Source organism: Metalysinibacillus jejuensis, from assembly GCF_003057615.1.
GTDB lineage: Bacteria > Bacillota > Bacilli > Bacillales_A > Planococcaceae > Metalysinibacillus > Metalysinibacillus jejuensis.
In genome coordinates this window covers 1-18,377 of the sequence record NZ_QAFW01000044.1, presented here as the reverse complement: position 1 = coordinate 18,377, position 18,377 = coordinate 1, and the positions used below count along the sequence as shown (strand labels likewise).

Genomic DNA, 18,377 nt, shown 5'->3' with positions numbered 1-18,377 from the left:
CCTTTGTATTGGATTTGGATGGTTTACTACCGCCCAACCAGTATAAAGGATTTTTTGTGCCTGGATTATATGACAGAAAATTCAGTTTAATATGATGCGTTGAATTATTTTAATGCGACGCTAGTGATAGTAAAACTATAAATAACGAACGGAGTTGAACTTACATGAGCACACTTTTAATCTTTGCTTCTTCATCTATGGTGGTAGCCCTTATTTTATATAGCATCGGGGTGTTCGGTGAGAAGTTTAGCGGTACAATCCAATTTAAACATTTACTATTTTTTGCTGGTGGTCTTGTATTTGACACAATCGGCACGACACTTATGAACCGTATTGCTACACAAGATGGAGGTAGCACATTCGGTATGCACCAAATTACAGGTGGATTAGCTCTTGTATTAATGGCATTTCACTTAATTTGGGCAATTTGGGTTTATAACAAAGGTGACGATAAAGCGAAGCACCAATTCCATAAATTTAGCCTTGGTGTTTGGTCGCTATGGGTAGTGTCATTCGTCCTTGGCATTTTACTCGGCACAGGCGTCATCGGTTAACAACAAAAAGAAACATTACCCTTAAGCGGATAATGTTTCTTTTTTTAACTTATCTTTTTATGTTTAGCAACTTCAAAATCACTGTTAGCTTGCGCAAGAAGAGCTGGATTTGTCAGTAAACGATAGCCTGTCTTTGCTAACGCTTTTGCACCGACAAGTAATGCCTCGTCACCTTTTGCTGAAGCCGCTGCTTCTCTAAACTCATCGGTATGTGCAATTAAGTCTTCATCGCCAATTTTAATATAAGGGTGAGCAGTAGGCACTTCATAACTAATATTGCCTGCATCTGTTGAGCCAAGCCCTGTTTTTGTCGTGTATACCTTCTCACCTAAGTCACTTAACTCCTCTGCTAAAATGCTATCAAGCGTTGCGTTAAGTACTAAATCTTTGACCTCATTTTGGAAGCGCTCAATCTTAACGGTTGCGCCTGTTGCAAGTGCTGCACCTTCTGCAATTGCACGCACTTTGGCCGTTACCTCCTCCGTCTTCGCCCAAGTTGAAGCACGAAGGTAAAAGCGAGCCGAAGCATAAGCAGGGATAATGTTCGGCGCTTCACCTCCATTTGTAATAATACCGTGGATGCGTACGTCACTTGGTAGTTGCTGACGCAGTGCATTGATGCCTGTAAATAATTGAATGACCGCATCTAATGCATTAATGCCGTGTTCTGGTGCGGCTGCCGCATGCGCTGCTTGTCCATAAAAATGAAAATCTAACGGATTCACTGCCAATGATTCGCCTGTTGTTGCCGTACGACCTGAGGGATGAATCATTAATGCCACGTCAATATCTTTTAAATAGCCATGACGTACAAAGCTTCCTTTGGCGCTCCCATTAGGGCCACCCTCCTCAGCAGGCGTACCAAGTACCACAACCTTACCACCTACACGCTTTGTTTGTTCTGCTAGTGCGATAGCTGCTGCTACGCTCGTTGTACCAATAATATTATGTCCGCAAGCATGACCTAAGACGGGCAACGCATCATATTCAGCTAAGTAAGCAATCGTCGCTCCCTCCTTGCCACTATCAAAGCTCGCATAAAAGGCTGTTTCGTGCCCTGCTACATTGCTTTCTACTGTAAAGCCTGCCTCTGTTAATAACTTAGCTAGAGCTGCGCTAGCAAAATATTCTTCGTTCCCAATTTCAGGTTTAGCATGAATCGCATGACTAGTTGTTAGCCATTTTTCACGACTTTCTTCTATTATACTGTCAATCGTTTGTAAAGTTGTCGGCATATCAATTACCTCCCTGTAGGTCTGTTAAAATTTTCGCTAATTCTTGTGGTGTACGGTCAATGACAATCGCGCCTCCACCAAGCTCTTTGTTTGCTGCTTCGATTACTTTTGGATCATGATAAAGTGCTACAATTCGATTGAGCACTTCATTATCTTTATTAGCTTCACGCGCTGCAAAAACATTAATGTAAGGATCTGCACTATCGCCATCCTCAATATAAATTGGGTCATCTAATGGGTGGAAGCCCGCTTGAACGGCTACACCATTATTAATAAGTGATACTGCTACATCCTCTAGTACACGTGGTGTTTGTTGGGCAACCATCGGTAAAATCTCAAGGTTTTTTGGGTTTTCTTTAATATGTGTAGTGTCACCAAATAATCCTGCGCTAGCATCTAATGTAAGTAAACCTGCTGCCTCTAATAGACGTAAGGCACGCCCCTGATTTGATGGGTCATCCGGAATAGCGATTTTATCACCATCTTTGATTTCTGAAATATCAGTAATTTTAGTCGAATAAATACCAAGTGGTGCAATAAATGTTGAGCCGATTGGTGTTAAATTTGTTTTGTGCTCTTGTTCAAATTGGCTTAGGAAAGCAATATGTTGGAAGGAATTTAAATCTACATCGCCATCTGCTAATGCTTTGTTAGGTAATGTATAATCCGAAAACTCTTTTAGCTCTACATCAATGCCTTCTTCTTTAGCTAGGCTCTTTAATACTTCCCACTGTTCACCGTCTGTACCTGTTACGCCAATTACAACCTTTTTGTCATCCTCCGCTTTTGGTGCGGCATCCCCTTTATTACATGCGGCAAGCACTAGAGCCACTGCCGCTATTACTACTACTAATAGTTGTTTTTTCATTGTTATCTTCTCCTTTTATCTACGTAAAATTTTTCGTGAAATTTTATTACCTAGCCATTGTGACAGCTGTACTAAAATAATTAAAATAACAACTGTTACAACAATTACGCTCGTATCAAAACGCTGATAGCCATGGGTCATTGCGACGTGCCCTAAGCCACCGCCACCTACTGTTCCTGCTACTGCAGAAAAATCAATTAAGCTCACTGTTACAAAAGTTAAACCTAAAATTAATGGCCCTAGTGCCTCTGGAATGAGCACCGTACGAATAATTTGAAACGGACTAGCGCCCATTGCTTCCGCAGCTTCAATGACACCAGGATCAATACTGATAAGGTTATTTTCCACTACACGCGCTACAACAAATGAGGCTGCAATCGTAATAGGGAAAATCGCTGCTGCTGTACCAATAATTGAACCAACTACGAGGCGAGTTAGTGGCGTTAAGGCCACTAACAAAATAACAAAGGGTATCGGACGAATAATATTAATGCCTAAGTTTAAAATAAAGGATACCCATTTGTTTTCTAAAATACCGCCCTTGCGTGTCACAAATAAAGTTAAGCCGATAATCGTACCAATGATTGTACTAAAGGCTAATGTGGTTAATACCATCGTTAGGGTTTCAAATGTAGCCTCCACAATGCGAGGCCAAAATGTTTGCCAATCTACCTTCATGCGACTTGCACCTCCTTCACCTCTACAATTTGTTTTAGTTCTTGTAAGACTTGGGCTACTGCAGCTGGCTGACCTTCAAATGAGACGATCAAATTGCCGAAGAAGCGTTGCTGTAACTCTTTGACTGTGCCGTAAATAATATTGACATCAACATCATGTTTACGCGTAATCTTGGATAGCAATGGATCACTTGCACGGTCTCCTTTAAAAATAATGCGATACAATTGTGTATCACTCCACTGCCCCAGCAAATGAGCTGATGGTAAATCCTGCTCCGTAGCGCGAATGAAACGCTGTGTAGTAGGATGCTGTGGATTTGAAAATGTTTCGAAGACGGTTCCTGTTTCAATAACCTGTCCTTCTTCCATTACTGCCACACGATTGCAAATGGCTTCGATAACTTGCATCTCATGTGTGATAAGCAATACCGTAATACCTAGCTCACGGTTAACCTTTTGGATGAGCTGTAAAATATCTGCTGTAGTATTAGGGTCAAGTGCTGACGTAGCTTCATCACAAATTAAGATGCTTGGTGACGTTGCTAATGCTCTTGCTATACCTACACGTTGCTTTTGCCCACCTGATAATTGCTCTGGGTAATGCTTGGCCTTTTCTGTTAAACCAACAAAGGTTAGCAACTCATTAACACGGCGTGTTACCTCGCCTTTAGCTACTCCTGCAAGCTGTAGTGGGTAGGCAATATTGCCAAACACAGTGCGTGAGGTAAAGAGATTGAAGTTTTGAAAAATCATACCAATGTCTCGGCGTTGCTCACGCAATTGTTTTTTACTTAGCACTGTAATATCTTGCCCATTAATTGTGACCTTGCCCTCCGTTGGCTCCTCAAGTAAATTGACTAAGCGTAGTAATGTACTCTTACCTGCGCCACTAAAGCCAATAATGCCGAAGATGTCGCCTTGCTCAATTGTTAAGTTAACATCCTTAACAGCTGTAACCTCTCGATTCTTAGTAGTAAATGTTTTAGTAACATTATGAAATGTAATCATATAGCTGCTCCCTTCTCATATCAGTAGGAGAAAGAAAAAAATCCTTCTTTCTCCCATCTATGAAAAGATGGAAAAAAGAAGGATTCAGAAAATATACCGAACCACTCTTCTCATCTTTCAAACATAGACGTTTGCAGGATTTGGCACAGTGTTAAGAAAACCTGTTGCCGAGATGTCATAGGGCCTGTCCCTCGATCTCTCTCGATAAGAAATTGTGTTGTTATTTAGTTTTTTAAGTTGAGTATCACTTTACAGGCTACTGTTTTAGAAGTCAACCGTTTTTTGAAAACTTTTTATTTTGTAATGGTTAACAGCATCTCACGAATTGTTTTGCAGGCTACGGCTGTAGATGCACCAGACACATCATATTGTGGTGACAATTCCACCACATCTGCAGATACAATATGATTAAGTTGTTGAAATAATTTTATTGCTGCTAACAGCTCTGTATAGCTGATGCCACCTGGTTCAGGCGTACCTGTACCAGGAAAAACAGCAGGGTCTAATACATCTAAATCAATCGTAATGTAAACAGGCTTATCCTTCAATTGCTCAATCGTTTTGGCTAAAGTGGTTAACGTAAATTTTTCGAGATGTGTGTGCGTCTTCGCCCACTCAAACTCCTCACGCGTACCTGAACGAATGCCAAATTGAAAAATACGACCATCGCCTAAAAAATCATGACAACGACGAATTACTGAAGCATGTGACAATGGCTCACCCATATAATCATCACGCAAATCCGTATGCGCGTCCAAATGAATCACATGAAGTTCAGGGTACTTTTCGTAAGCCGCTTCAATCGCAGGTAGGCTTACTAAATGTTCGCCTCCTACCATATAAAACATTTTATTAGCCGCTAGCACATCTGTACAATAATCTTTAATTTGCGTCATCACTGCTTGCGTATTACCAAATGGCAGCTCTAAATCGCCACCATCACAAATCATGACATCTTCTAAATCTGCATCCAAATAAGGCGAGTAGGTTTCAAGCCCATAAGAATCCGGTCTAATCGCTTGCATCGCAAAGCGCGTGCCTGGGCGAAAGCTCGTTGTACCATCAAAAGGTACACCAAATAATATTGTCTGTGCTTCTTCAAATGAAGCGTCACACCCAATAAAGTTTAAATTATTCATGCCCTAACTTCTCCCTTACATAGCTCGGTAATGCAAAGGCACCACGGTGTAAATCCGTATTATAATACTTTGTTTGTAACCCGTAGCTTTGCCATTGTTGCTCATCAATTTGCAGTGGGCTTAATGACTTTGAAGCAAAGCCAAAGAGCCAGTGACCTGATGGATACGTTGGCATGTGGTATTGGTAAACATGTGTAATTGGGAAGATAGCCTTAATTTTGTGATGTGCTTTCTTCATATTTTCGGCATACTCTGCAAAGTAAGGTGACTCATGTTGATTAATCAAAATACCATCATCTGTTAACACACGGTGGCACTCCTCATAAAAGGCTGTAGTAAATAAACCCTCACCTACTGAGATAGGGTCAGTAGAGTCTACTAAAATTAAATCAAAAGATTTATCTGCCGCATTTTTTACATAGGCTAGCCCATCTTCAAAATGTAGCGTCATGCGTGGGTCTTCCTCTACGCCTGCTGCTGTAACAGGTAGGTACTGCTGGCTCAAACGAAAAACACGTTCATCGATCTCTGCCATTACAACATTTTCGACAAAGCCATAGCGTAATACTTCACGCGCTGTACCGCCATCACCACCACCAATAATTAGTACATTTTTGATATTCGGATTTGTTGCCATCGCAGGATGCACAATCATATCATGGTAAATAAATTCGTCTTTTTCGTTAACCATCATTAGCCCATCTAGCGTAAAGAACGTACCAAACTCCTTACCTTGGTAAAAATCAATTTTTTGAAACGGTGTTTGCTCTGTGTGTAAATGTTTGTCATACGCAATAGAAAATTTACACTCTTCGCTCCAATCTTCTGTATACCACTTCATTACACTGCACCTTCTAACTGTACTTTTACTTGAATATTTTTGATTTCCTGTTCAGCATGTAGACGGATTTTATCCGCCATACCTCGAGGGATTTCGAATGATTCTGTTTTACTTGCTTTTAGTTTTTCGGCTAAGTAATCTGCTGCCATCCAAGGATTGACAGAGTCACCGCAAGTGTAAACATCCACAGAAGCAAAGCCGTACTCCGGCCATGTATGAATCGTTAAATGCGACTCCTCAATAATGACTGCGCCTGATACGCCGTATGGATTAAAGTGATGGAATACAGACTCTACAATTGTAGCGCCTGAGTAGTCTGCTGCTTCTCGCATATATTGTTCAATTAATGCATTGTTCTCCATGATTTCACTTGGACAACCATAAAATTCAATTAACACGTGACGGCCTAATGTACGTAGTTCTAAACCCATTATGCATGCTCCTTTATAACTGTAATATGGTGGGCGCTACCCGCCTCCATAAGTACGTTACCTATTGTTTTATTGTAGTAATGGTACATTGCGATAACATCGCGTGAGATTTTTTCGCCCGGGATTACCAGTGGGATACCTGGGGGATAAATCATTAACGTATCTGCACTTACTCGACCTTCTGCGTCATCGATCGCAATCGTCTCTTGTGGGGCATAATACGCTTCTCGTGGACAGACAACAAGTTCATTTACTTCATCAGGCGTGACATGTAAAGATAATACCGTCATGCCTTTTGCGTAATGTGTTGCAATATGCAAAAGCGCATCTACTAAGCGCTGTATACTTTCTTTTGTATCGGCTGGCGTAATAACAGCCATCACGACATATCCTTCCGCTAATTCCATTTGAATATTGTACTGTTGTTTTAGCATCGTATACACATCGAAGCCCGTTAACCCTAAATGGTTAACACGCACTACTAGCTTCGTCATATCATAGCTTTGAGAAAAATTTGACGTTACATACGACTCTTTTAATACTTCATAATGGCCGCTTGCTTCGATTTGTGTAATGGCAGCTTTTATAACAGGTAGTAACGCTTCATAGCGCTCATAACCGAAATTAGCTAGCTCATATCTTGCCATATCCAAAGATCCCATTAATAAGTAGCTCGCGCTCGTCGTTTGTAGCATACCGAGCACTTTTTGAACGCTCTCTTTCGTTAAGCGTGTCGTTTGCATTAGTAGCAACGAACTTTGCGTTAAAGAGCCACCTGTTTTATGCATACTAACCGTTACTGCATCAGCACCACAAGCTAAAGCGTCTTTTGCTTGTGGCATATACGTAAGGTGTGCACCGTGTGCGCTATCAACGATGACAATAATGTCATTCGCATGAGCCAACTCACAAATTGTTGTTAAATCACTCATCGCGCCAAAATACGTAGGGTAGGTTACAAGTAACACCTTAGCATCAGGGTGTTGCGCGATTGCTTTCTTTACATTCTCCACCGAAATGCCGTGGGCAATACCGAAATGCAAATCCACTTCTGGCTGAATAAATACGGGGCGCGCACCACTTAAAATAATGCCGTCCATTACCGATTTATGACCGTTTCGTGGTACGAGTAATTCATCCCCTGGTGCACAAGTTGCCATAATCATAGCTAAAATACCAATTGTAGTACCATTGACTAAGAAAAAAGCTTCGTCTGCACCAAATGCTTGCGCCGCTAACGTTTGCGCCTGCGCAATAACGCCTTGAGGATGGCTGAGTAAATCTAATTCTTTCATGGAATTAACATCAAACTGCAAAACATTGCCAAAAGCTTGTTGCATTACACTCGTATACATGCCCATTTTATGTCCTGGTACATCAAACGGCGTAACGTTACTGCGGCCATAGCGCTGTAGTGCTTCAAATAAAGGCATGCTTTCTTGTGTTAAGACCATTGGCGGTGCTAACGAAGGCATGCTTTGTTTCATTGTGCTACACCTGCAAGTACAGCTTGTTGCAGAGCGCTAACTTTTGATGTACGCTCCCACGGTAAATCTAAATCTGAACGTCCAAAATGACCATAAGCTGCTGTTTCTTTATACATAGGCTGACGTAATTCAAGCATGTCGATAATACCCGCTGGCGTTAAGTCAAAATTTTGACGAATCGCTTGTAGCAGTACGCTCTCCTCCACTTTACCGGTTCCAAACGTATCAACCGCAATACTGATTGGCTCACTTACACCGATAGCATAAGAAAGTTGGATTTCACAACGTTCTGCTAGCTTGGCTGCTACGATATTTTTAGCAACAAAACGCGCAGCGTATGCACCAGAGCGATCTACTTTAGTGCAGTCTTTGCCTGAAAAAGCTCCGCCCCCGTGACGTGCTGCTCCGCCGTACGTATCCACAATAATTTTACGCCCTGTTAAACCTGCATCACCATGTGGTCCACCAATAACAAAGCGTCCTGTCGGATTAATTAAAATACGCTTTGGTGTTGTAAAACCGTAGTCACAAATGACAGCATCAATGATATGTTTTTTGACATATGCTTTAAATGCTTGTTCATCAAAGTCATCATCATGTTGAATCGACATGAGTACAGTATCAATTTGCGTCTCTGTCGTATAATCAACAGTTACTTGCGATTTCATATCAGGACGCGCCCATTTAAATTCGCCACTTTTTCGTAAAACAGAAGCTTTGCGCACTAAAGCATGTGCTAATTCAATGGCTAATGGCATTAAGTTTTCTGTTTCATTCGTAGCATAGCCAAACATAATCCCTTGGTCTCCTGCACCAATCGCCTGTGTATCACTTGAAGTATCAACGCCTTGGGCAATATCTGCTGATTGTGTATGCACAAGCACACGTACCTCACACGTTTTACCATCAATGCCATACGCTTCGTTTGTATAGCCAATGTCAATCAACGTTTGACGAGCAATTTGTTCAATGTCTAGCGTTGCATTTGTTGTAATCTCACCGCCAACAATGACACAATTTGTCGTTGTAAAAACCTCACAAGCCACACGTGAGTATGGATCTTGTGCCAATGCAGCATCTAACACTGCATCAGAAATTTGATCCGCAATTTTGTCTGGATGGCCTTCTGCCACAGACTCCGATGTAAATAAAATTTTTTCAGCCAAAATACGACACTCCTTGAAGTAAAAGGTTATTTTACGCACAAAAAAAGCTCTCCCTACAACCAAAGGAAAGCTTCGATGTCATAATCAGCTGCTTATCCTCTTATCGTTCGCAAAGCGGAAAACTTTGCGCTCAGGCTGGGCCCCAGTCCTTAACATTTGCTAAGTTGGTTTGCCACCGTATCTTCGACCCCTCGTCTCAACGGCTATTAATAAGATAGACTTTATTTATGCTGAACACATCATACGTAATTTAAAAAAAGATGTCAATGCCTTTTTCTGAAAAATTTTTCTCTTCTTATTAAAGTGCTTCACACGTATTTTTTGTGGGAAGCACTGTTTTTTACTTCATTACTCTACTTTCTTTTTGGACCAAATTGTTGCAATAATAGGGCCAGAAATATTATGCCATACCGCGCCAAACGTGCTTGGTAGTGCAGCTAGCGGACCTAAATGCGCTGAGGCAAGCGCTACACCAAGTCCCGAATTTTGCATACCTACTTCAATAGCCAATGCACGTTGATCACTCACGCTTAATTTACACAATTTTCCGACATAATAACCGATAATGAGTCCTGCTGTATTATGTAAAAATACCGCAAAGAATACGAGTAGGCCAGCTGTTGCAATTGTTTCTTGATTTTTTGATACTACAGCACCAACAATAATAATGATCGCTGCTACAGAAATCAATGGAACAATGGCAATGCTTTTACGGACGATTGTAGGGGCAAATTTACGCACTACAATACCGAGCACAATCGGAACAATAATAACTTGAATAATCATAACAAACATTGATTTTGCATCAACAGGCATCCACTGTCCTGCAAATAAAAGCAGTAAAAGCGGCGTCATAATTGGCGCTAACAATGTAGATACCGATGTCATTGTAATGGATAAAGGTACGTTACCTTTAGCTAAGTACACCATGACATTCGATGCAGTCCCTCCAGGTACAGAACCTAGTAATACAAGACCCGCTGCAAGCTCTGGAGGCAATTTTAACAAATAGGCAATAGCAAGTGCCGTAAGCGGCATTACTGTAAACTGTGCTATTACACCCACTAGTACAGCTAGTGGACGTGTAAGCACTAATTTAAAGTCAGAGGCACTTAAAGTTAATCCCATACCAAACATTACAACGCCTAATAACATTGAAATATAGGCTCCTAAAGGTAAGAATGGTGCAGGAACAAAATAAGCTACGATGGCCATAAGCATTACGAGTAAAGCAAAATACTTCCCTGCTAAACTACTGATGGTTGCTAATAACTTCATACGTTATACCACCTTTACTATCTTACCTGGATTTAAAATATTATTAGGATCTAACGTACGTTTAAGTTGTTGCATAACGACATAGGCTGCTCCGTGTTCAATTTCTTGGTATTTTTGTTTACCAACACCGACGCCATGCTCTCCCGTACACGTTCCTTTTTTATTTAACGCATACATTACGAGTGCTTCATTAAATTCATTTGCACGACGTACTTCATCCGCGTCATCCATATTTACCATTAAAATCGCATGGAAATTACCGTCACCGACATGACCTAGTACACCACCTGTTAAATCAAATGCTGTAATTTGCTCACGCGCGTAATGAATCGCACCAGCTAACGCTGAAATTGGTACACAGACATCTGTTACCATCATTTTTTTACCAGGATTAGCGTGGATATAGGCATACGCTAAGTTATGACGTGCTGTCCATAATAAATTGCGTGCTGCTGTATCACTTTCAAAAATAATTTCTTTACAGCCGCTATCATTCATAAGTTCAGTAGTAAACTCAATATCTTGTTTTAAACCAGCTTCATTACCATGAAACTCTAAAAATAGCGTTGGCTTCTCAGCAAAGTCTGTTTCGCTGTGTAAATTTACTTGTCGAATTGATTCTTCATCCACTAATTCTACGCGCGCAATCGGGATGCCTACTTGAAGTACGCTAGTTACTGCCGCAACTGCTTCATCGACTGTATCAAATACTGCACGTGCTGCTGTTTCAAACTCAGGGATACCATATACACGCAGTGTTAACTCAGTGAAGCAGCCTAGCGTTCCTTCAGAACCCGTAAATAAGCCATTCAAATGATAGCCTGATGCTGATTTAGCAGCGAGGTTACCTGTATGAATGACCGTACCATCGGCTAACACTACTTCTAAGTCGCGCACTTGATCTCGCATAACACCGTAACGCACAGCAGTTGTACCACTTGCATTTGTTGCAACCATGCCGCCTAATGTAGCATCAGCTCCCGGATCAACAGAGAAAAAGAGACCGTGTTTAGCTAACGCATCATTTAATTGTGTACGTGTCACGCCTGGTTGTACGACAACGAGTAAATCTTCAGGACGAATATCTATAATTTTATCCATTAAAGAAAAATCAACTGTAATCCCTCTATCATAAGGAATCACATGCCCTTCTAAACTTGAGCCACGCCCAAATGGTACGACTGGAATTTTATTGTCGTTAGCATATGCCAGTACCTTGCTTACTTCTTCAGTTGTCTTGGGGAACACTACAACGTCTGGTGTAGCTGTTTGATGATAGGATTCATCTTGGCTATGTTGTTCTAAAATTGTTTCGTTAACACTTACTTGCTCTTTTGATAATAAATTTCTTAAGTTGTCTACCATGTTTGTCATTATCCTCACCTACGTTTAATTTTCTGAAAATACCGATAAATGCAATTATATAACTACTCCTCTTACTTTTCAATGCATTATAAAAATTCAGAATCTTATGTTTATTTAGAAGGAATATTCAGTATTTCTTAAGAACTTTTTATGGTAGCTAAGCGTATACTAGAATAATAGGAGGGCTGCAAATGCGGAAAAAGTGGTTATTCATTATAGCGACCATCTTCACTTTAGTAGTAATTATCTTTAGTTTACGACCCGAAAAATTTATTATTGTTATTGATGCCGGGCATGGTGGAGCCGACCCTGGTACTACCAGCTCTTCTGGTATACACGAAAAAGAAATTAATCTTAGCATCGCTAAAAAAATCGCTGCCTCTTTAGCGAAAGCTAATTATAAAGTTATTATGCTGCGAAATGATGATAGTGAAATTAGTTTACAATCACGCTACGAACAAGCAAACGCACTTAATGCAGACTTCTTTATTAGCGTGCATGCTAATGCTATCGAAAATCAGCCGCATATCGAGGGCATACAAGTTTTATATTACCCTGATAACGAGGCAAATAATGAGCAGCTAGCGAAAGTAATGTTAGAGCAATTACTTACGACTACCAAAGCTCAAAACAAGGGCGTCGTTGCTCGCCCTGATTTAGCTGTATTACGCGGTACTACGATGAAGTCATTACTTATTGAAACAGGATTTTTAACGAATGAACAAGAAACAAAACGTCTATTGCAAACGACGTACCAACAAAAAATTGCGGACGCTGTTACACAATCTCTCAATCGTTACGCAAATGACGGCTGGCTAGCTAAAACGAAAAATTAAATAATTACTGCCCCGTCACCCATAGTTTAAAATAAGCATGTGGCGTCATACCAAACTGCTGTTTAAATGCTTTAGTAATGACGCCATCTGTTTGTGATTAATAGGATGCAACGCTAGCAATTATGTGCAAGCGTTGCATCCATTTTTATTTTTAACGTGAAGTCATTATTTTTTACGCAATATTAATTCTGTTCCGTCTGCCTTTCTTAAGGCGACAGTATAATAACGTAATACACGAATAACATTCGATACACCTACATAGCGTACTAAATGTAGAGCACTACGCATCGTTAACCCTGATTTTTGGGCATAGTTAACTGCATCACTTATTGCCATTCGGTGTGTCTCATTAGGTACGGGTAAACTAAGTGGAGCTTCTTTATTTACTAACACACGTAACTGTAGTGCTAGAGCACCACTCACGACTACAACATCTGCTTGTTGTAACGCTAATGTCAATTGCTCTTTTGTCGTTACTTCATTCATTTAACCACTCCTTAACGATTTGCCAAGCTTCTATTTTTTGTGGCAACGTTTTAATATAACGTCCTGGAATTGGGCTAGTTGAAGGTAATCGCTCATATTTACGGTCATCTAGTAACGTCAAACCGACTTTACGTCGAAAAACACTTTCTGCTTTCGTTCCATTAAATACGATATGTGTAATTTGTGGATACTGTGCGAAAAGCTTTGCAAAATCATTAGGTTCTTCTTGCTGAATGTTAGCGTCTAAACTCCCCTCGCGTTCGCAACTTGCTACTGCATCCCAGAGCCCTATTTTATGCTTTAACAACCAAGCGATTCTTTCTGTATAATCCACAGGTGCAGTTTCAGCTGTTAACGCCTCCATAATCGGCCAAAAATGATTGCGAGGGTTACCATAATATTGTTGCTTACTCAATGATTGCACACTAGGCATTGAGCCAATAATTAAAACTTTAGTAGCTTCATTAACGACCGGTGCAAAACTATGCTGTCTCATCTAATCCCCTCCTCACTTTTTATCTACCCTTTTCTTAGCAACTATTATAGAAGCACATTACTTGATATTGCAAAGTAAGAACAGGTAGCATAGAAGTGTGGGACAATATTATGACAGCTTTCCTTTGCCCCACACTTTCTTAGTATGATTCAGAGACTTGCATATGCAAGTCTCTTTTTTTGTGAAATTTTACATGACACTTACAACGCCTTAACAATTTTGGCGCATACTAGACAATAGAACCCAAAAAGAAAGTAGGTACGTTAGGTGAAAGAACTTAGTTTTTTACAAATCTTAAAGGACAAAATGATCACACCTGTTTTCCAACCTATCGTGTCATTACGCGATGGTTCCATACTTGGCTACGAAGCATTAAGCCGTGGTCCTAAAGGTAAGTTTGAAAGTCCTGTAGCATTATTTGAAGCAGCAAATACACATGATAAATTATGGAAACTCGAACAAATATGTCGTACTAAAGCTTTAGAAGCTGCAAATGAATTGCAAATTGCTGGCACGCTTTTTTTAAACGTCAACCCTAACATCATGCAAGATCCAAAATTTAAAACAGGATTTACGAAAGCTTACTTAAAAAATTACGATTATGTAGCAGACAATATCGTTTTTGAAATTACAGAAAAAGAAGCGGTTGATAATATCGCAGATTTCCGTAAAACCGTTGATAATTATAAAGCTCAAGCTTATCGTATTGCCATTGATGATGCGGGCGCCGGCTACTCAGGATTAAATATGATTTCGGATGTGAGACCTCACTTTATTAAACTCGATATGCAGTTAATCCGTAATATCGACCGCGACGCTACGAAACACTCACTCGTTAAAAGTATGTGTGATTTTGCGAGTATGTCAAATACGTTGCTAATTGCTGAAGGCATTGAAACGGAAGGTGAGCTTTTAAAATTGATTGACTTAGGTGTGCACTACGGTCAAGGTTATTTTATTAAACGACCACTCGCTAACCCTACACCTTTAGATGAAGCATTTTTAACAATCGTAAAAAACGCCAATACTAAACGTAATAATATGCCTGGCGTGCGTATTTCTGATGTTACTATCCAATCAATTTGTACACGTCTTCCTACGCTCCACCCTAAAACATCCATTAATGATGTACATAAAATGTTGCGTGATAAAGCGACTTTACCTGGGTATTGTATTACCCACCACAACGACTTAGTCGGCGTAATCACGCGCCACCAAGTACATGCAAAAATGAGTGGGCAATACGGCTATAGTCTATATGCCAAACGTCCAATTAAACAAATTATGAACACCTCATTTTTAGCTGTAGCACATAATACGCCTATTGATGAAGTAGCTAAACGTGCCATGGCACGAACGGTAGATCAATTGTATGATTTTATTACAGTTACTAAAGATCAGCAATATTTAGGTATTGTCACCGTTAAAGATTTATTGGAAACGACTATACAAATCGAAATTGATAATGCCAAACATCTCAATCCTTTAACGGAACTGCCAGGAAATGTATTGATTGAACGAGAGCTTGAATCGTGTTTGCACAATCAACGTGATTACGCAGTTTTGTATTTTGATTTGGATAATTTTAAACCCTTTAATGATTTATACGGCTTTGAAAAAGGCGACCTTATTATTAAATTAGTAGCGACGATTATGAAAGCGACTGTCAGTAAAGAACATTTCATCGGACATATCGGTGGCGACGATTTTATCGCTATCGTTAACTCGCATGAAGTTGATGATTTATGTCAAATGATGCTTACAATGTTTGATGATGCTGTACCTCAATTTTATCACGAAGAAGATGTTCGTCGCGGCTTTGTTACTACGAAAAATCGGCACGGTATCGAAGAGCAGTACCCGCTACTCACTTTATCTATCGCAGGTATTGTGAACGAAAGCTTTACAACTACTTACGCAATTGCAGAGCAAGCAACAGCTTTAAAAAAGCTATGTAAACAACGTCCAGGCAGTAATTTCATTTCTACGCACCATGCAGGTGTGCTAAGCTAATAAGAAAAGGAGTTTTACTCTTTGATTGAACGCAAAATTCGCTATGATGGCACGGTCGTAGAAGTAGAAGTAACGTTGCTTCAGCATAGAGCGTCTCGCATTGATGTTATCCATTATATCGAAGAAGCTTTTACGATGAGTGATGAAGGCTATCACATTACCATTACACCAGGCAACTACACAAGAGCTACCTATTGGATAGATCGACCTTATAATGTCTATCGCTGGTACGATAAAGAGCATCGTTTTATCGCAGCTTATTTCAATATTGTCGGCAAGACAACATTTGATGGTCATATACTATCATTTGAAGATAAAATTATTGATATTCTCGTATTACCTAATGGTAAAACATTTATTTTGGATGAAGATGAATTGCCGCTTCCACTTGCTGAGTTTGAAAATGGAGTCGTAGCTAAAGCTTTAATAATTGCGCTACAAGACGCTCTCACTATTGCTTTTAGTCCTCCTGATTTTATGTAATACAGAAGAACGTAGTCGCTTCAAGATACTACGTTCTTTTTTGTTCACATTTCCGACACTTACCTGCGCAATCTGCCATTTGTTATGCTAACTGGCAGATACAAAGGAGGTGAATCATTATTGGATATACGTTTACCTCACACCCCTAAAGAAGGCCTTCTTTACGGGACGATTATTTGTTCGCTTACTGTAATAGCGATGTCTACCATTAGCACTTTATTAAATACTAATAGCATCGATTTACAAACTTTACTGAGGATAGGGAAAATTATCCCTATTATTTGGCTAATAGCAATGGTTATTGAACCTGTAATTATTGGACGACTTGCCGAAAAAGTCGTTGCACTACTTACCCATCCTTCAGATAGTTTTTACGCTAAAATTGTTTTGCGGATTTTCTTCACTGTTTTAGGTATGTCATTTATTATGACTTGCCTTGGCGAAACACTCTTTAATGGACTTCATATAACTACGCTACAACATGCACTCACTATATGGCCCCGTAACTTTATGATTGTACTTGTCCTCGAAAGTTTTATTATTCAACCTATCGCGCGCGCAGTTATGGTGCAAATACACAAAAATCTATAGCTTAAGACTTAATTTTTTTACGCACTCTTTAATATTTCATTAATTCTATAGGTGGTAAATGGTATAATACGACTATACCTAACTAAAGGAGTGACAACATTGAACGATAGTAAAACAATTGAGGTTTTATGTATTGCAGGCCCTTATATCCATAAAGTGTTAAAAGGAGAAGCCATTGTCGCTGTAGCAGATAAACAAAAAGATACAGTAGAGTTTTATTTACCCGGTCAAAAAGTAGACTCAGGTTATCGCAATGGACAAAAAGTAAACCCTGGCGATAATAATGTTTATACAGCATTCCGCGGGCAAAATGCGGATGTTTATATTGATAAAAGTGTTTATGGCGTACCGATTAAAGCATTTGCCTTCCCTATTTATGAAAATAGTAAAGTAGTAGGTGCTCTTGCAATTGGCTTACCTGTAGAAACAGAAGAGAAAATGAAAGGCTATATGGAAACAATGCATGGTATTATCGCTTCTTTACAAGACCGTGTACATATTATTGCTTCTCATTCAGAAGAATTATCCGCTACAAGTGAAGAGATTAAAGTTCAATCTGAGCATGCTCTAGCTGACTCAGAGCGCACAAATGGCATCACAGTATTAATCAAAAATATTTCACAGCAAACTAACTTACTTGGCTTAAATGCCTCGATTGAAGCCGCACGAGCTGGTCAACATGGCGCTGGTTTTAATATTGTAGCTCAAGAAGTACGAAAACTATCTTCGCAAACAGCGAGTGCCACTGATCAAATTGACGACTCTCTAATGAGCATTAAACGCAATATTGAAAGTTTAAAAACAAGTATGGGGCAAATTTCTGATGCTTCTTCAGAACAAGCACATCTTGTACAAGACTTTAGCGATATTATTGATGAACTTAATCAATTAAGTACTGAAATGAGTACTTTCCTTAAAAAGGCCTTATAATACAAAAGAGAAAGGAAGATTTTAATGACACTCTTTGTATTAATTGGTGCAACACTCGCTGGTATCGGTGTAATTTTAGGAGCTTTTGGTGCGCATGCATTAAAAGATAAGTTTGCTGAACCTCGTTATGCAGCCGTTTGGGAAACTGCCGTTCAATATCAAATGTATCACGCATTAGGTTTGTTGATTATCGGCTGTAAAATGCAATATCAGATGGTAATATGAAAAAATGTTTTTTAGCTTTCGGTATTCTTATGGGAAGTATTTTTGGCGTTAGTAACATTGATGTTTCAGCAGAAGAAAATAACAAAGTCGAAGGAAATCAATTAATTGAAAACTTTAAAGCAAAACATCCTGACTGGACTTTTACAGATTTTCCGAGCGAGAAAGCCCATTGCTTTAGCTATGGGATGAAAGCGAGGTCAGTCAAGGGGTAGCTTTTGCTATCTCAATTGACTGAAAATATGGTACACTTGCTCTATAGACAAGTAAA

The 18,377-nt window shown here is 39.7% G+C and carries 21 protein-coding genes and 1 riboswitch; of the genes, 8 read left to right on the top strand and 13 right to left on the bottom strand.

The genetic code is table 11. From position 1 onward, the window contains the following. The first annotated feature begins 164 nt into the window (after nucleotides 1-164). On the top strand, nucleotides 165-554 hold the full coding sequence (locus tag DDE80_RS11430) for an HsmA family protein (protein WP_108307862.1): 390 nt from the start codon (nucleotides 165-167) through the stop codon (nucleotides 552-554). A gap of 44 nt (nucleotides 555-598) precedes the next feature. Here the strand turns inward: DDE80_RS11430 and DDE80_RS11425 are convergent, their stop codons facing one another. The 11 genes from DDE80_RS11425 to DDE80_RS11375 form a co-directional block, all read right to left on the bottom strand. Then, nucleotides 599-1,789: a M20 family metallopeptidase gene (locus DDE80_RS11425; RefSeq protein ID WP_108307861.1), complete on the bottom strand. Its 1,191-nt coding sequence runs from the start codon at nucleotides 1,787-1,789 to the stop codon at nucleotides 599-601. Nucleotide 1,790: 1 nt separating this feature from the next. Further along, nucleotides 1,791-2,657, bottom strand: coding sequence for a MetQ/NlpA family ABC transporter substrate-binding protein (locus DDE80_RS11420; RefSeq protein ID WP_036146635.1), 867 nt, complete (start codon nucleotides 2,655-2,657; stop codon nucleotides 1,791-1,793). Between the two features lie 15 nt (nucleotides 2,658-2,672). After that, nucleotides 2,673-3,335 (bottom strand): methionine ABC transporter permease, encoded by a 663-nt coding sequence (locus DDE80_RS11415; RefSeq protein ID WP_036146634.1) that lies wholly within the window; start codon nucleotides 3,333-3,335, stop codon nucleotides 2,673-2,675. Beyond that, nucleotides 3,332-4,342, bottom strand: a complete 1,011-nt coding sequence (locus tag DDE80_RS11410) for a methionine ABC transporter ATP-binding protein (RefSeq protein WP_108307859.1) — start codon at nucleotides 4,340-4,342, stop codon at nucleotides 3,332-3,334. Before DDE80_RS11410 ends, DDE80_RS11415 begins: the two co-directional genes overlap by 4 nt. A 107-nt stretch (nucleotides 4,343-4,449) precedes the next feature. Then, a riboswitch (SAM riboswitch) is annotated at nucleotides 4,450-4,553 on the bottom strand. Nucleotides 4,554-4,635: 82 nt separating this feature from the next. Further along, entirely contained in the window at nucleotides 4,636-5,481 is an 846-nt protein-coding gene (gene speB, locus DDE80_RS11405; protein WP_108307857.1) for an agmatinase, read from the bottom strand. Then, nucleotides 5,474-6,322, bottom strand: a complete 849-nt coding sequence (speE, locus tag DDE80_RS11400) for a polyamine aminopropyltransferase (RefSeq protein WP_108307856.1) — start codon at nucleotides 6,320-6,322, stop codon at nucleotides 5,474-5,476. Before speE ends, speB begins: the two co-directional genes overlap by 8 nt. Next, entirely contained in the window at nucleotides 6,322-6,753 is a 432-nt protein-coding gene (speD, locus tag DDE80_RS11395) for an adenosylmethionine decarboxylase (RefSeq protein WP_108307854.1), read from the bottom strand. Before speD ends, speE begins: the two co-directional genes overlap by 1 nt. Continuing rightward, nucleotides 6,753-8,240: an aminotransferase class I/II-fold pyridoxal phosphate-dependent enzyme gene (locus DDE80_RS11390; protein ID WP_108307852.1), complete on the bottom strand. Its 1,488-nt coding sequence runs from the start codon at nucleotides 8,238-8,240 to the stop codon at nucleotides 6,753-6,755. Before DDE80_RS11390 ends, speD begins: the two co-directional genes overlap by 1 nt. After that, nucleotides 8,237-9,406, bottom strand: a complete 1,170-nt coding sequence (metK, locus tag DDE80_RS11385) for a methionine adenosyltransferase (protein WP_235612328.1) — start codon at nucleotides 9,404-9,406, stop codon at nucleotides 8,237-8,239. The genes DDE80_RS11390 and metK overlap by 4 nt, the downstream gene beginning before the upstream one ends. Before the next feature lie 348 nt (nucleotides 9,407-9,754). Continuing rightward, nucleotides 9,755-10,684: a bile acid:sodium symporter family protein gene (locus DDE80_RS11380; protein WP_108307851.1), complete on the bottom strand. Its 930-nt coding sequence runs from the start codon at nucleotides 10,682-10,684 to the stop codon at nucleotides 9,755-9,757. A 3-nt stretch (nucleotides 10,685-10,687) separates the two neighbouring features. Next, entirely contained in the window at nucleotides 10,688-12,058 is a 1,371-nt protein-coding gene (locus tag DDE80_RS11375; RefSeq protein WP_108307849.1) for an FAD-binding oxidoreductase, read from the bottom strand. Nucleotides 12,059-12,240: 182 nt separating this feature from the next. Between DDE80_RS11375 and DDE80_RS11370 the strand changes: the two genes are divergently transcribed. Next, on the top strand, nucleotides 12,241-12,885 hold the full coding sequence (locus tag DDE80_RS11370) for an N-acetylmuramoyl-L-alanine amidase family protein (RefSeq protein ID WP_108307847.1): 645 nt from the start codon (nucleotides 12,241-12,243) through the stop codon (nucleotides 12,883-12,885). 165 nt (nucleotides 12,886-13,050) lie between these two features. Here DDE80_RS11370 and DDE80_RS11365 read toward each other — a convergent pair whose 3' ends face one another. Together DDE80_RS11365 and DDE80_RS11360 are read right to left on the bottom strand one after the other, a co-directional pair. Further along, nucleotides 13,051-13,371: a hypothetical protein gene (locus tag DDE80_RS11365; RefSeq protein WP_108307845.1), complete on the bottom strand. Its 321-nt coding sequence runs from the start codon at nucleotides 13,369-13,371 to the stop codon at nucleotides 13,051-13,053. Continuing rightward, on the bottom strand, nucleotides 13,364-13,867 hold the full coding sequence (locus DDE80_RS11360; RefSeq protein ID WP_108307843.1) for a DNA-deoxyinosine glycosylase: 504 nt from the start codon (nucleotides 13,865-13,867) through the stop codon (nucleotides 13,364-13,366). The genes DDE80_RS11365 and DDE80_RS11360 overlap by 8 nt, the downstream gene beginning before the upstream one ends. A gap of 267 nt (nucleotides 13,868-14,134) precedes the next feature. Here DDE80_RS11360 and DDE80_RS11355 point away from each other — a divergent pair, with 267 nt between their 5' ends. The 6 genes from DDE80_RS11355 to DDE80_RS11330 all read left to right on the top strand — a co-directional run bounded on the left by DDE80_RS11355 (nucleotide 14,135) and on the right by DDE80_RS11330 (nucleotide 18,321). Continuing rightward, nucleotides 14,135-15,880, top strand: a complete 1,746-nt coding sequence (locus DDE80_RS11355; protein WP_201261527.1) for a GGDEF domain-containing protein — start codon at nucleotides 14,135-14,137, stop codon at nucleotides 15,878-15,880. A gap of 21 nt (nucleotides 15,881-15,901) precedes the next feature. Then, nucleotides 15,902-16,363: a ribonuclease FAU-1 family protein gene (locus DDE80_RS11350; protein WP_108307842.1), complete on the top strand. Its 462-nt coding sequence runs from the start codon at nucleotides 15,902-15,904 to the stop codon at nucleotides 16,361-16,363. A 120-nt stretch (nucleotides 16,364-16,483) separates the two neighbouring features. Next, nucleotides 16,484-16,954: a DUF2798 domain-containing protein gene (locus DDE80_RS11345; RefSeq protein ID WP_108307841.1), complete on the top strand. Its 471-nt coding sequence runs from the start codon at nucleotides 16,484-16,486 to the stop codon at nucleotides 16,952-16,954. A 99-nt stretch (nucleotides 16,955-17,053) separates the two neighbouring features. Next, the gene (locus DDE80_RS11340) at nucleotides 17,054-17,884 is read left to right on the top strand and encodes a methyl-accepting chemotaxis protein (protein WP_108307840.1); all 831 of its coding nucleotides are present in this window, start codon (nucleotides 17,054-17,056) and stop codon (nucleotides 17,882-17,884) included. Between the two features lie 24 nt (nucleotides 17,885-17,908). Beyond that, nucleotides 17,909-18,109 carry a DUF423 domain-containing protein gene (locus tag DDE80_RS11335; protein WP_108307838.1) on the top strand — a complete coding sequence of 67 codons (201 nt, stop codon included), beginning with the start codon at nucleotides 17,909-17,911 and terminating at the stop codon, nucleotides 18,107-18,109. After that, the gene (locus DDE80_RS11330; protein ID WP_108307836.1) at nucleotides 18,106-18,321 is read left to right on the top strand and encodes a hypothetical protein; all 216 of its coding nucleotides are present in this window, start codon (nucleotides 18,106-18,108) and stop codon (nucleotides 18,319-18,321) included. Before DDE80_RS11335 ends, DDE80_RS11330 begins: the two co-directional genes overlap by 4 nt. Nucleotides 18,322-18,377: the final 56 nt, after the last annotated feature.

What these genes read in the sequence shown, in the direction of transcription:
- DDE80_RS11430 (WP_108307862.1), top strand. Translation starts at nt 165, where the DNA reads ATGAGCACACTTTTAATCTTTGCTTCTTCATCTATGGTGGTAGCCCTT.
- DDE80_RS11425 (WP_108307861.1), bottom strand. Translation starts at nt 1,789, where the DNA reads ATGCCGACAACTTTACAAACGATTGACAGTATAATAGAAGAAAGTCGT.
- DDE80_RS11420 (WP_036146635.1), bottom strand. Translation starts at nt 2,657, where the DNA reads ATGAAAAAACAACTATTAGTAGTAGTAATAGCGGCAGTGGCTCTAGTG.
- DDE80_RS11415 (WP_036146634.1), bottom strand. Translation starts at nt 3,335, where the DNA reads ATGAAGGTAGATTGGCAAACATTTTGGCCTCGCATTGTGGAGGCTACA.
- DDE80_RS11410 (WP_108307859.1), bottom strand. Translation starts at nt 4,342, where the DNA reads ATGATTACATTTCATAATGTTACTAAAACATTTACTACTAAGAATCGA.
- speB (WP_108307857.1), bottom strand. Translation starts at nt 5,481, where the DNA reads ATGAATAATTTAAACTTTATTGGGTGTGACGCTTCATTTGAAGAAGCA.
- speE (WP_108307856.1), bottom strand. Translation starts at nt 6,322, where the DNA reads ATGAAGTGGTATACAGAAGATTGGAGCGAAGAGTGTAAATTTTCTATT.
- speD (WP_108307854.1), bottom strand. Translation starts at nt 6,753, where the DNA reads ATGGGTTTAGAACTACGTACATTAGGCCGTCACGTGTTAATTGAATTT.
- DDE80_RS11390 (WP_108307852.1), bottom strand. Translation starts at nt 8,240, where the DNA reads ATGAAACAAAGCATGCCTTCGTTAGCACCGCCAATGGTCTTAACACAA.
- DDE80_RS11380 (WP_108307851.1), bottom strand. Translation starts at nt 10,684, where the DNA reads ATGAAGTTATTAGCAACCATCAGTAGTTTAGCAGGGAAGTATTTTGCT.
- DDE80_RS11375 (WP_108307849.1), bottom strand. Translation starts at nt 12,058, where the DNA reads ATGACAAACATGGTAGACAACTTAAGAAATTTATTATCAAAAGAGCAA.
- DDE80_RS11370 (WP_108307847.1), top strand. Translation starts at nt 12,241, where the DNA reads ATGCGGAAAAAGTGGTTATTCATTATAGCGACCATCTTCACTTTAGTA.
- DDE80_RS11365 (WP_108307845.1), bottom strand. Translation starts at nt 13,371, where the DNA reads ATGAATGAAGTAACGACAAAAGAGCAATTGACATTAGCGTTACAACAA.
- DDE80_RS11360 (WP_108307843.1), bottom strand. Translation starts at nt 13,867, where the DNA reads ATGAGACAGCATAGTTTTGCACCGGTCGTTAATGAAGCTACTAAAGTT.
- DDE80_RS11335 (WP_108307838.1), top strand. Translation starts at nt 17,909, where the DNA reads ATGACACTCTTTGTATTAATTGGTGCAACACTCGCTGGTATCGGTGTA.
- DDE80_RS11330 (WP_108307836.1), top strand. Translation starts at nt 18,106, where the DNA reads ATGAAAAAATGTTTTTTAGCTTTCGGTATTCTTATGGGAAGTATTTTT.